Genomic DNA, 11,161 nt, shown 5'->3' with positions numbered 1-11,161 from the left:
GTAAGGAGCGGATAAAGCGTATAAAAATAGTATTATGCTGCATTGAGCTTCTTCTCCACGCTATCCATAATTTTCCTGAATGTGGGTTCACCTTGCGTCATTCTGACATGTATCGCGTCCACAAAGGGTTGGACTGAAGATTTAAACAGGAAATAAAGCAGGTCGTAATCTCTTGGTCTGAGAAGCTTATAAATTTCCGGGAATTCTGCCTGCAGAGATTCAGAGGTGCGTATTGAGCGTTCTGACATACCACCGATCATTAAAATAGTACTTATAGCCCCAATATAGGGTTTACTGCTGCAGGCCGAAATAAAGGAAACCCGCTCTAATACAGCTCCCGATATTTTTGTGATAACCATAGAAGTACCGAGTCTGCCAAGTACTGATGAAACTACACCTCGGTAAATTTTGTCTTGCTCAGTTTCTGAAACATATTTATTAAAATCGTTAAAAACCAGTTTCACTGCTTCAGAGATATGATGGTGATTCAGAATGTCGCTTCTGATTGCTGCCGCCATGCGTATTCGCATCGTTTCATGTATGTATCGTGAACCGGTATCAAATACCCCATACGCCATGTATCCAAAATCAACCGGAACGGTAAGTGCACCGTTTATAAGGCCATATACAGAATCAGGGGACAGAATAATCCCGGCAATCCGCGTGGCGATATCTTCAATGTCAGCCATGTCATCCCTTAGCTATTAATAATTCCCATGCAAATTGTAGGTCATTAATAACTCAGCAGCCAGACTCTTTATTGTATATACCTGCCGCGCAGTACCTCCGGGATCACAGATTGATCATTAACACAAAACCTCAACTCTGCTCCGACACCAGCACCGCCATGGTGTCCGGTTCCAGTGCGCGGAAGATGTGCTCGACGTCCGCAGGATAGGAAATGTAATCGCCGGCATTCAGTTCCACCGGCGAATCCACCAGTCCGATGAGGGCACGCCCCTGTGTGATAATAATGTGTTCGACCGATCCCTGCGGATGCGGGCTGGAAACGCGATCTGCGCCAGGTTGCGTGGTCAGCAGATAAATATCCCGACGCGAACCCGGCGGACACGTCGCCAGTAAAACGGCTTTATAATCCGCCAGTTCAGCGACCACTGTCGGGCCTTCCCCACGGCGGATCACCTGCATCTTGTTCACTTCCGGTTCCATCAGGCGCGCGAAAGGAATATTGAGCGCCACGCACAGCGCCCACAGGGTTTCCAGACTCGGATTACCGTTGCCCGCTTCCAGTTGCGACAGCGTTGATTTGGCGATGCCAGCACGACGCGCGACTTCTGCCAGTGATATACCCGCCCGCTGACGTTCACGAACCAGACCTTTAGAGATAACGCTGATAGGTTGCGACATGATCCTGCCTGTTTTATATAACGAACGATCGTTCGACTTGAAGAACGATTCAGATACGTTCATTATAATGGGAAATCGTTCGTTATGGGATTGAATTATGTCTGCACGTTTCTTTTCACCGCTGGGAAGTGATGTGGTGAAAGCCATCTTCCTGGTCTGCCTGGCCGATGGTCTGGTGGGGATTTCCTATGGTTCGCTGGCCGTCGCGGGCGGCTTTCCGCTGTGGGTGCCGCTGATGCTCTCGCTGCTGGTACTGGCCGGGGCGTCTGAGTTTTTATTTATCGCCATCGTCGGCGGCGGGGGCAGTCCGTTCGCCGCGGCCGCAGCCGGATTACTGGTCAATGCACGCCATTTACCGTTCGGGATTGCGGTAAAGGATCTGGTCGGCAGCAAGGGCATGAGCTGGCTTGGTTGCCACATCATGAACGACGAAAGCGTGGTGTTTGGCATCTCCCAGGCTACCCATGAAAAACGCAAAAAGGCCTACTGGTTATGCGGTGCAGGCATCGCGCTGTTCTGGCCGGTCAGCGTGATTGCCGGTGCGTACATCGGCCAGTTCATTCCCGATATCAAAGCCATTGGCCTCGACGCAGTATTCCCGGCCATTCTGCTGGCACTGATTTTCCCGGCATTGCGCAGCCGCCGGACGCGTATTCCCGCTTCCTGTGGTGCGCTGATTTCCGTCGCCGCCGTGCCGTTTGTGCCTGCCGGTATGCCGGTGCTGTTTTCCCTGCTCGGATTACTGACGTGGAGGAACCGGAAATGACCTCTCACAGCCTGATGATTGCCGGTATTGCGGTGCTGGCCGCCGGAACGTTCCTGATGCGCGTGGCCGGTTACCGTCTCGGTTCGCGCCTTAATTTCTCGCCGGCGACGCAGACGATGCTTTCCGATTCTGCGACCACCTTATTGCTCGCCGTTGCGGCCACATCGGCGCTGTTTGAAGGCCAGCATTTTGCCGGATACGCACGGATTATTGGCGTCGGCGTTGCGCTGTTTTTAGCGTGGCGAAAATCGCCGCTGATTGTGATTATTATCGCGGCCGCCGCCGTTACGGCGCTGATGCGCTGGCTGGGGATTCACTAGCACAAACAAAAATGGCTCCTGCGAAGGAGCCATTTTTTTAAAGCGGGCGCGTTTAATGCCAGTGAAAATTACGCCACGTCTTCGTATTGCGGAACCGGATTACGGAAACTTTTGGTCATGCAGGCCAGATAAATGAAGCCGATTGCGCCCCAGATCAGCCCCAGCACCATCGAGCCTTCTTCCAGATTCACCCACAACGCACCCACCGTCAGCGCACCGCACAATGGCAAGAGCAAATACTGGATGTGGTCCATCACGGTTTTGTTGCGCTTCTCGCGGATCCAGAATTGCGAAATCACCGACAGGTTCACGAAGGTAAACGCCACCAGCGCACCAAAGTTAATCAGCGCGGTTGCGGTCACCAGATCAAAGTTAATTGCCATCAGGGCAATTGCGCCCACCAGCAGCACGTTGAAAGACGGCGTACGCCATTTCGGATGGATATAACCGAAGAAGCGTTTCGGGAACACGCCGTCGCGCCCCATCACATACATCAGACGGGAAACGCCCGCGTGCGCCGCCATACCGGAAGCCAGCACGGTGATACTGGAGAAAATCAGTGCGCCAAACTGGAACGCCCTGCCCGCCACCTGCAACATAATTTCAGGTTGTGAGGCGTCCGGGTCTTTAAAGCTGGAGATGTCCGGGAAATAGAGTTGCAGGAAATACGTCGCCGCAATAAAAATCACGCCGCCGATCAATGCCGTCAGGAATATTGCCCGTGGGATCACCCGTTCTGCGTCTTTGGTTTCTTCCGACAAATTACTGATGCCGTCAAAGCCGGTAAAGGAGAAACACAGAATGGTCGCGCCGGTAATCATCGGCACGGTATGCGCGTTTTCACCCCAGAAAGGCTGAGTGCTGGCGAGCGTGCCGTAGCCGGTGCCGTGATCAACGCCATAAATCACCATACCGGTGATCACCGTAATCAGCACAATCTGCAAGACCACTACCAGCGTATTAATGTTGGCGACGGTTTTAATACTGCGCAAATTCGACAGCGTCATAAATCCGACCAGCACCACCACAAATATCCACGACGGCACCGAAGGCACCAGCGCTTCAAAATAGATTTTGGCCAGCAGGATATTAATCATTGGCGCGAATAAGTAATCGAGCAGCGACGACCAGCCGACCATAAAGCCGACCACCGGATGAATCGCTTTTTGCGCGTAAGTATATGCCGAACCCGCAGAAGGGTAGCGGCGCACCAGCTTGCCGTAGCTCAGCGCGGTAAACAGGACGGCGATCAGCGCAAACGCATACGCCGTTGGCACATGGCCGTCAGTCAGGCCGGAGACAATACCGAACGTATCGAACAGTGTCATGGGTTGCATATAGGCCAGGCCTATCATGACAACCGGAATCAGCGTAAGACTTTTACGCAATTCCACGCGGGAGGCGGTACCCGTAACGACGTTATCCGACATGATGTGTAATTCCCATGATGGAAAACGCGGCATAGTGAGAGTGCTGCACCATTAATGTTTCCTTGCGACATGACTGTCGGTATCTGAAAGTAAATATCTATCCGGTACTAAGCCCGGCCTCTGTTTTGAAAGTTTTCTTGTGCGAAGAGTCCTTCGCCAATGAAGAAATAACGGTTAATCCCCGATTTGCGGGGCGCATATTTTGCCCTATTACGTAATGAAATGACAAGGCGGGGAGGAATAAAGACAGGCATTAAATAAAATAAGCAGTAAAAACTGGCACGTATTGTCAAAGCGGGTTTCAGCGAGTTTTAGAAATTGTTCTCATCATGTGAAACAAAGATAAAATGCGGTTATTAATAATCGAATTCTGGCGCTTAAATATAACCTTCAGGCCTGTTATTTAACATTCAGACGGTTACCGTCCGATCCCCGTGTATGCATCTGTACAGGACAACTCGTACTTATGGGCAAAATCTGAAAAATTCGTCCGCGAAAGCCTTTTTAGATCAGACTGTTTGTAAACACCGGAGGGGTAGTGCTTCGCAGGCAGTCCGTCGGGAGGTCTGCTGGCATGGCATACAGGGGTTGTGCCGTGATGAAAGTCATTCACTTTTGTTGTTAACAGTTTGTGCTATAAATTCTGCATAAGAAAAACAAACGTGTCATTTTTTCGCACAGCAATGATCTACGGGGTGGAATGTGTCTCTTTCTATTTCTGAATGGACGATGGCTAACGACATTGAGTGCTCGCATCTGACTGCGAGTAATTCCTCATTTCCGCGTCATACTCACGACGAATACGTCATCAGTGCCAATCTGACCGGCACGGAAGAAATCTGGCTGCACGGCAAAACCGAGCTGGTGCGCGGCGGCGAAATCACGATTTATAATCCGGCCACCATTCAGTCGTCCCGGTTTGGCGATGATAAAGTCGAATTCCTCAGCGTGCATATTCCGCAGTCATTACTGCGTCAGGTTTCAGTTGATCAGAATCTGCGTTCCGATCACTGCGCGCCGGTGCTCAAAGAAGGCGTACTGAATAATCCCGAGCTGTTTTCCGCGCTGTGCCATTACAAACGCACTCTCAATGATGACGATCAGGAACAAAATTTACTGTGGTTGCTCGGCGCGTTGCTGGAAGAACCGGCCAGAGAACAGGAACAATCCCTGCGCCCCATCCAGCTCGCTCTCGATTTTATGCGCGACCATCTGACGCGAAAAATTCATCTTGATACGCTGGCTCAGGTCAGCGGGCTGAGTAAGTTCCATTTTGTCCGGCTGTTCCGCCAGCACATCGGCATGCCGCCGCTGCAATACCATATGCAGTTACGTTTACTGGAAGCCCGTAATCAGCTGCGCAAAAACGACAATGCGCTGGATGTGGCGATCCGCCTGGGCTTTTACGATCAAAGCCATTTCATTAATACTTTCCGTAAAATGATGGGGATCACTCCCCATCTTTATTCGCTGTCGCTCTGCGCTTCACAGCAGATGAGTCAGGTGCTTACACGATAAATTCGCGATAGCCGGTGATCACCACATACAGCGCGAAGTACGAGAAAATCACCGCAGAGGCCATGTAAGAATAACGGAGCATTTTGGTGCCGAGCATTTTCCCGCCCAGACTGCCGACCGAGCAAATCACGACCGTCCAGAATACGCCGGCAATGAAAAAGCCACTCAGAAACCATGAAGCATTTGCCGTCCCCCCTTGTCCCATCCGCGAAATCAGCGCCCCACCGACGGCAGCAAACCACAAAATTGCCGTCGGTGAGGACATCGCCAGAACAATGCCGCGTCCGAAATTTCGTAATACCGATCGCTGCGGAACGTTATCCCCGGAATTCAGATTTTCCGCGGGAGCCAGTGCGGCGCGGATCATTTTGTAGGTAAACCACATCAGCATCAGCGAGCCGCCGACCCACAACACCCAGCGCACGCTCTGGTATTGCAGCAAAATCGTCATGCCTGCCAGCGCCAGCACGGCGTAAATCAAATCCCCGATGCAGGTGCCGATACCCAGCCAGAATCCGTGAAAATAGCCGCGTTGCATCGCCAGCGTCATCATGGCGATATTGGCAATCCCGATGTCCAGACACAGCGACAGGCTGAGCAAAAATCCATTTGAAAACGGCATCATAACGGGACTCTCTTGATTAACTGGTTGTATTCAATCATGTCATTGGTCGTGCCCAGCCGCGCCATCAGGATTTCAACATCTTCAGGGTTGGTATGCGGACAATGTTGCAGCATGAAGGCCTGCGCACGCTCGCTATCGCCACCCAGCAGTTCTTCGCTCATCAGACGGGTGAGATTTGCCATCTGGGTAAAAAACAGCTCTGGATGGAAATCAATCGAGTCGGCTTTCAGCTCAACACAACCGTGCTCACGCAAATAATTGAACTGGATCCAGGCTGCACCGGCATCGGGATAACTTGACGGGCCGCGGCGCAGATAGCGCAGCATTTCGAGGAAATAAATGCGCGCCAGCACCGTGCGGTCGAGCTGCAATCCTTCAGTGACCTGCGGCGTCAGACACATCAGCAGACCGAACTGATCCGCCAGCGCTTCCTGCACCATCATTGATCCCCAGCGATCAATTTTGCTGAGTTTCGGGAAGACGTTTTCATTACGCACCAGCGAATGCCCCAGGTCATGCCCGCGGAACCAGGCAATCAGATAGCGCTGGCACACATGGCTTTCCGGCAACGCGTCTTCCGCCCAGCCCATTTTCACCGCTTCGGTCCGCGAAAACAGTTCGAACAGTTGCAGGTAGGTATTGGCAAATACCACCGTGCGCTTCACCGGCGAATACTTCAGCCCTTCGTCCTCCGGGAAGAAATACGCAAAGTGTTTCGGATACGTGTTGGCCTCACCCGCAATGCCAAACAGATTGATAATTTTGTAGGCACAGCCCGGCATCGCCAGTAAATCCGCGGCGATTTCCTTTTGCAGATACAGCAGGCTTTCCGGGAACAGGCTGTCCATTACGTCGGAAATTTCCTGTAAAACCGGCGCGGGTTCGCCAAACCATGAGGAATAAAAACTCTGTCTGGATTTACCGACCCACGTCGAGGTGTTGCCAATGCCCAGCACCAGTTGCTGTTCATTCAGACCGGCAATTTGCGGCAGAACTGTTTTTCCGCAACTGTCATCCGCCAGAATTTCCGCCCGTAAAAACAGTCCACGCCGGGTATCCGGATCGTCAAACATCGGTGCCAGACGGAAACACTGAATCGACATCTCTTCACGCAGAGCGTCCAGCAAACGGCTTTCACAGGCCGCTTCCAGCTGATTAATGGCTTCCGTCAGGCGCAGACAATAGTGAATGGTTTGCAGAGCTTTGGGATGTAAATTTTCCGGAGCATCCAGATCCATCATTGAAACCTGATATGCCGCAGCAGCTGGCCAAAATGACGTAGTAAACATAGTTTCAGACCCTTGAGCGCAATAGAGTAAACCTACTAAATCATTCCGCTGTAATCGGGTATTGGAAGAAATTGCGCATAAGTCTGAACGTGTGAGTTTGCCCCCGGCGACTACAGTTAAGGTATCCATGTTTTTTGCCAGGTGCCTGACATCATGAGTTTATCTTTGCGCCATTATCTGCGCGTGCGTGGTCGTTTACTGATCTCGATAATTGCCGGTGTGATGTGCTTTTTTGCGCTTCCGTCGCATCTGGGGATTTTGCAGCGGCTGATGACCGGCTGGAACGTGCTGGCGTGGCTGTACCTGTTTTTCCTGTGGTTTCGTATGTTGCGTACCGAAGCAAAAGATATTCCGCATATCGCCAAAACTCAGGATGAAAGCGCGACGCTGGTGCTGACGCTGGTCACGCTGACCTGTCTGGTCAGTATTCTGGCGATCCTGATGGAGCTCGGTTCGCTCAAAGAGCTTACGGGAACCGCAAAAACTCTGCATATTCTGCTGACCGCAACCACGCTGATTGCCTCGTGGGCCCTTCTGCCGACGTCGTTCGCCATGCATTACGCCCATCACCATTATCTGCGACGGACAAAAGACGTGACGCCGATGATTTTCCCGGAAAAACCTGCCGAACCCGGTTACTGGGATTTCCTCTATTTCTCTTTCACCATCGCCGTCGCCTCACAAACCGCCGACGTTGCCACCGGCACCACCGACATGCGCCAGATTGCCCTGCTGCAGTCCGTCATTTCCTTTGTCTTTAATCTGGCGATTTTAGGCTTTTCGATTAACGTCGGGGCGGGCTTGCTGAGCTAGAGTGAAGTAATGCGCTGCTATTCATAGGATTTTCCGCAGAGTTGACTATAAGTGGAGAATAAGTGAAAAAACGCTGAATTTAGACTTCTATACGTCTAAAACTTAGTGTAGGTTTTTACAATATTTTCCCAATCTGGTTACGTTTAAGGAACTCCATTTATGCGCACTCCGTTTGTTGCTGTGACACTCCTTGCTGCCACACTGTTTTCTGCTGCCTCGTTTGCCGGAGCGACACTTGATCGCGTGACGAAAACGGGCGTGCTGCGCAATGCCATCGTCAACGACTATCCGCCTTTCGGTTTTATTGATGACAATAATCAGCTGGCCGGTTTTGACGTGGATGTGGCGAAAGCCGTGGCGCAGCGCATGGGCGTAAAACTTGAAATCATCGCGCCGGGCTGGGAAACCATTGTCGGCGGTAAATGGCAGGGGCGCTGGGATACCTGTATCTGCTCGATGACGCCTAACACTGAGCGCGCCAAAGTGCTGGGTTTCCCGACACCGTACTACAATTCTCCCGCAGTTCTGGTAGTGAATAAGAAAGATGACCGCTTTAAATCGGCCGCCGATCTGAGCAATAAAAAGATTGGCGTCGGTATCGGCTCTTCCTACGAAACTTACCTGCAAAAAACGCTGGTGATCCCCGGCAGCAAGCCGATCGCCTTCCCGTTCGATAACGTTCAGGTCATTCCAAGCGATGAAGAAGTGGCGTTCCAGAATCTGGCGCTCGGGCCGGGCGTTCGCCTCGACGGCGTGGTTTCGGATCTCGCCACCGCTAACGCCCGCATCAAGCGTGCGCCGGTGTTTAAAATTGTCACCGAACTGTACGCAGAACCTAACTGGGTCGCGACCGACAAAGGCGACGCTGAGTGGGATAAGAAAGTGGCGGATACCATTAAATCGCTGCGTGACGATGGCACGCTGGCAAAAATCTCTCAGCACTGGCTGGGTGAAGATATTACGCACGAGGTACCGTGATGCCGCAAATCCCGGACAGCCAGCCAAAGGTGGAAACGCCGGAGCGCTGGCACCACGCACACGCGTTTAAATTTAAAACCGGGCTGACCTGGCTGATTTTGCTCAGCCTGCTGCTCGGCGCGTTCAGCAAAATGGGTCTCGACTGGAGCCTGATCGGCCAGAAACTGCCCTTCCTGCTGGGTCTGCGTCTTTCGCCGGACGGCTTTATTCAGGGCGCGGCGCTGACCATTATGATCACCGCCTGTTCGATGTTTTTCTGTCTGCTGATTGGGCTAATTACTGCGCTCGGGCGGATGTCGGACAATGCGCTGGCCTTTGGTTGTGCGACGTTTTATGCCTCGCTGTTTCGCGGCACGCCGCTGCTGGTGCAGGTGCTGATTATCTATCTGGCATTGCCGCAGGTCGGGATTGTGCTCGGCGCGCTCAGCTCCGGCATTATTGCCTTGTCGATGAACTATGGCGCGTATCTGGCGGAAACTATCCGCAGCGGCGTGCTTTCCGTACCACGCGGTCAGCAGGAAGCCGCGCTGGCGCTCGGCGTGTCACGCTGGACGGTCGCGGTTCATGTGACGGCACCGCAGGCGCTGCGCATTATTATTCCGCCCGCTGGCTCGATGTTTATTTCGATGCTGAAAGATTCCTCATTAGTCTCGCTGATGGGACTGTGGGAACTGAATTTTCTGGCGCAATCCTACGGGCGCAGCACGTACCGTTATATGGAAATGCTGGCGACTGCGGCGGCAATATACTGGATTATGTCGATTGTGCTGGAACTGCTGCAAAGCCGCCTTGAGCGCCGTTTTGCCCAAGGCCAGCGCCGCTAATGTTTTAAATTCTTATCAACGGATATGCTATGTCTTTTCCTGAAGATTTTCGCTTAATCAGCTATCTCTCGCGTCTCGAACACGCCGTGCGTTTTCCGCTGTCATCGTCTTATCCGGAATCGATGAGCATCGATACGTTATTTGAACTGGCCGGAAAGCAGCATCGCGCGCCATTCATGCAAACCGTGCTGGATTACCCGCCACTGCGCGGAACACCCGAACTGCTCGACGCCATCGCCTCGACCTATAAAAATGTCGCCGCGCAGGACGTCATCAGTTTTGCCGGGGCCGACGAAGCGATTTACGCCAGCTTCCAGATGCTGCTCAAGTCCGGCGATCACGCGGTAGTGATCACCCCGAATTATCAGTCGCTGGAAAGCGTACCGTTATCGCTGTGCGACGTCACCGGCGTGGCGCTCGATGCAGATAACGACTGGGCGCTGGATACCGGTAAAGTCCGCGACGCACTGCGCGCCAATACCAAAGTGCTGGTGATTAACTTTCCGCATAATCCGACTGGCGCGCTCATCAGCCGCCAGCAACTTAATGAGCTGATCGACCTGTGTCGCGAGCGTGGGATCTGGATTTTCTCAGACGAAGTGTACCGGCTGACCGAGTTCGATCCGGCCGATCGTCTGCCGCAACTGGCGGATGTCTACGAGCGCGGGATCTCCCTGAATGTGACGTCCAAGGCTTACGGATTACCGGGTCTGCGCATCGGCTGGGTGGCGTGCCAGGATAAATCGTGGATGCTGGAACTGGAGCGCATGAAACAGTACCTGTCTATCTGCAACTCGATGCCCGGTGAGTTCCTTACCACCGTGGCACTGAATGCCCGTGCGCCCATACTCGAAAGGGTGATGGAGCGCTCGCGCCGTCAGCTCGCGTCGCTTACCGCATTTCTGGCGAAATACCCGCATCTGTTCCGGCTCAGCGTGCCGAAGGCCGGGGTACTGGCTTTTCCACGTTATACCGGTGCAGAGGGCGCAGAAGCTTTCGCCACGCGGCTGGTTGAAGAAGCCGGTGTGATGGTGATCCCTTCTGTCGCCTACGCGTCAGAACTGAACACCGTGTCGGAAGATTTCCTGCGTATCGGTTTTGGTCGCGAAAATCTTGATGAAGCGCTGGCCGAAATGGGTAAATGGCTGGACAAAAGAGGCCGGTGAAGGGATGAAAAAAATGGGCGCGGAAATCGCACCCATTTTAGTTTTCCCCGATGAACGGAAACCG

General features: G+C 52.8%; 12 protein-coding genes. 7 read left to right on the top strand and 5 right to left on the bottom strand.

All coding sequences use genetic code 11. From position 1 onward, the window contains the following. Nucleotides 1–32: 32 nt before the first annotated feature. Together CKQ54_RS07600 and CKQ54_RS07595 are read right to left on the bottom strand one after the other, a co-directional pair. Entirely contained in the window at nucleotides 33–689 is a 657-nt protein-coding gene (locus CKQ54_RS07600) for a hypothetical protein (RefSeq protein WP_120161066.1), read from the bottom strand. Nucleotides 690–819: 130 nt separating this feature from the next. Further along, complete coding sequence (locus CKQ54_RS07595; protein ID WP_120161067.1) at nucleotides 820–1,368, bottom strand: helix-turn-helix domain-containing protein; 549 nt, start codon at nucleotides 1,366–1,368, stop codon at nucleotides 820–822. A 97-nt stretch (nucleotides 1,369–1,465) separates the two neighbouring features. Here CKQ54_RS07595 and CKQ54_RS07590 point away from each other — a divergent pair, with 97 nt between their 5' ends. After that, the gene (locus tag CKQ54_RS07590; RefSeq protein ID WP_120161069.1) at nucleotides 1,466–2,134 is read left to right on the top strand and encodes an AzlC family ABC transporter permease; all 669 of its coding nucleotides are present in this window, start codon (nucleotides 1,466–1,468) and stop codon (nucleotides 2,132–2,134) included. Continuing rightward, nucleotides 2,131–2,454, top strand: a complete 324-nt coding sequence (locus CKQ54_RS07585; protein ID WP_120161071.1) for an AzlD domain-containing protein — start codon at nucleotides 2,131–2,133, stop codon at nucleotides 2,452–2,454. Before CKQ54_RS07590 ends, CKQ54_RS07585 begins: the two co-directional genes overlap by 4 nt. Nucleotides 2,455–2,522: 68 nt before the next feature. Here CKQ54_RS07585 and CKQ54_RS07580 read toward each other — a convergent pair whose 3' ends face one another. After that, nucleotides 2,523–3,884: an APC family permease gene (locus CKQ54_RS07580; RefSeq protein ID WP_120161156.1), complete on the bottom strand. Its 1,362-nt coding sequence runs from the start codon at nucleotides 3,882–3,884 to the stop codon at nucleotides 2,523–2,525. A 702-nt stretch (nucleotides 3,885–4,586) separates the two neighbouring features. Between CKQ54_RS07580 and CKQ54_RS07575 the strand changes: the two genes are divergently transcribed. Next, a complete protein-coding gene (locus tag CKQ54_RS07575; RefSeq protein WP_120161073.1) occupies nucleotides 4,587–5,402 on the top strand; it encodes an AraC family transcriptional regulator in 816 nt (271 codons plus the stop codon). Here CKQ54_RS07575 and CKQ54_RS07570 read toward each other — a convergent pair. Continuing rightward, nucleotides 5,392–6,027, bottom strand: a complete 636-nt coding sequence (locus CKQ54_RS07570) for a LysE family transporter (RefSeq protein WP_120161075.1) — start codon at nucleotides 6,025–6,027, stop codon at nucleotides 5,392–5,394. The genes CKQ54_RS07575 and CKQ54_RS07570 overlap by 11 nt on opposite strands. Then, entirely contained in the window at nucleotides 6,024–7,316 is a 1,293-nt protein-coding gene (locus CKQ54_RS07565; RefSeq protein WP_120161077.1) for a hypothetical protein, read from the bottom strand. Before CKQ54_RS07565 ends, CKQ54_RS07570 begins: the two co-directional genes overlap by 4 nt. A gap of 153 nt (nucleotides 7,317–7,469) precedes the next feature. Here CKQ54_RS07565 and CKQ54_RS07560 point away from each other — a divergent pair, with 153 nt between their 5' ends. The 4 genes from CKQ54_RS07560 (at nucleotide 7,470) to CKQ54_RS07545 (ending at nucleotide 11,097) form a co-directional block, all read left to right on the top strand. Beyond that, nucleotides 7,470–8,129: a DUF1345 domain-containing protein gene (locus CKQ54_RS07560; protein WP_113878138.1), complete on the top strand. Its 660-nt coding sequence runs from the start codon at nucleotides 7,470–7,472 to the stop codon at nucleotides 8,127–8,129. 159 nt (nucleotides 8,130–8,288) lie between these two features. Beyond that, the gene (locus CKQ54_RS07555; protein WP_113878137.1) at nucleotides 8,289–9,107 is read left to right on the top strand and encodes a transporter substrate-binding domain-containing protein; all 819 of its coding nucleotides are present in this window, start codon (nucleotides 8,289–8,291) and stop codon (nucleotides 9,105–9,107) included. After that, the gene (locus CKQ54_RS07550) at nucleotides 9,107–9,931 is read left to right on the top strand and encodes an amino acid ABC transporter permease (protein ID WP_113878136.1); all 825 of its coding nucleotides are present in this window, start codon (nucleotides 9,107–9,109) and stop codon (nucleotides 9,929–9,931) included. The genes CKQ54_RS07555 and CKQ54_RS07550 overlap by 1 nt, the downstream gene beginning before the upstream one ends. A 29-nt stretch (nucleotides 9,932–9,960) precedes the next feature. Then, a complete protein-coding gene (locus CKQ54_RS07545; RefSeq protein ID WP_120161079.1) occupies nucleotides 9,961–11,097 on the top strand; it encodes an aminotransferase class I/II-fold pyridoxal phosphate-dependent enzyme in 1,137 nt (378 codons plus the stop codon). The last annotated feature ends 64 nt before the right edge of the window (nucleotides 11,098–11,161 follow it).

The organism is Rahnella variigena, from assembly GCF_003610915.1.
GTDB lineage: Bacteria > Pseudomonadota > Gammaproteobacteria > Enterobacterales > Enterobacteriaceae > Rahnella > Rahnella variigena.
The sequence above is the reverse complement of the archived record's forward strand: the minus strand, read 5'-3'. Positions and strand labels throughout refer to the sequence as shown.

Coding starts and splice junctions, on each gene's coding strand:
- CKQ54_RS07595 (WP_120161067.1), bottom strand. CDS start 1,368: ATGTCGCAACCTATCAGCGTTATCTCTAAAGGTCTGGTTCGTGAACGT.
- CKQ54_RS07570 (WP_120161075.1), bottom strand. CDS start 6,027: ATGATGCCGTTTTCAAATGGATTTTTGCTCAGCCTGTCGCTGTGTCTG.
- CKQ54_RS07565 (WP_120161077.1), bottom strand. CDS start 7,316: ATGTTTACTACGTCATTTTGGCCAGCTGCTGCGGCATATCAGGTTTCA.
- CKQ54_RS07560 (WP_113878138.1), top strand. CDS start 7,470: ATGAGTTTATCTTTGCGCCATTATCTGCGCGTGCGTGGTCGTTTACTG.
- CKQ54_RS07590 (WP_120161069.1), top strand. CDS start 1,466: ATGTCTGCACGTTTCTTTTCACCGCTGGGAAGTGATGTGGTGAAAGCC.
- CKQ54_RS07555 (WP_113878137.1), top strand. CDS start 8,289: ATGCGCACTCCGTTTGTTGCTGTGACACTCCTTGCTGCCACACTGTTT.
- CKQ54_RS07550 (WP_113878136.1), top strand. CDS start 9,107: ATGCCGCAAATCCCGGACAGCCAGCCAAAGGTGGAAACGCCGGAGCGC.
- CKQ54_RS07600 (WP_120161066.1), bottom strand. CDS start 689: ATGGCTGACATTGAAGATATCGCCACGCGGATTGCCGGGATTATTCTG.
- CKQ54_RS07585 (WP_120161071.1), top strand. CDS start 2,131: ATGACCTCTCACAGCCTGATGATTGCCGGTATTGCGGTGCTGGCCGCC.
- CKQ54_RS07580 (WP_120161156.1), bottom strand. CDS start 3,884: ATGTCGGATAACGTCGTTACGGGTACCGCCTCCCGCGTGGAATTGCGT.
- CKQ54_RS07545 (WP_120161079.1), top strand. CDS start 9,961: ATGTCTTTTCCTGAAGATTTTCGCTTAATCAGCTATCTCTCGCGTCTC.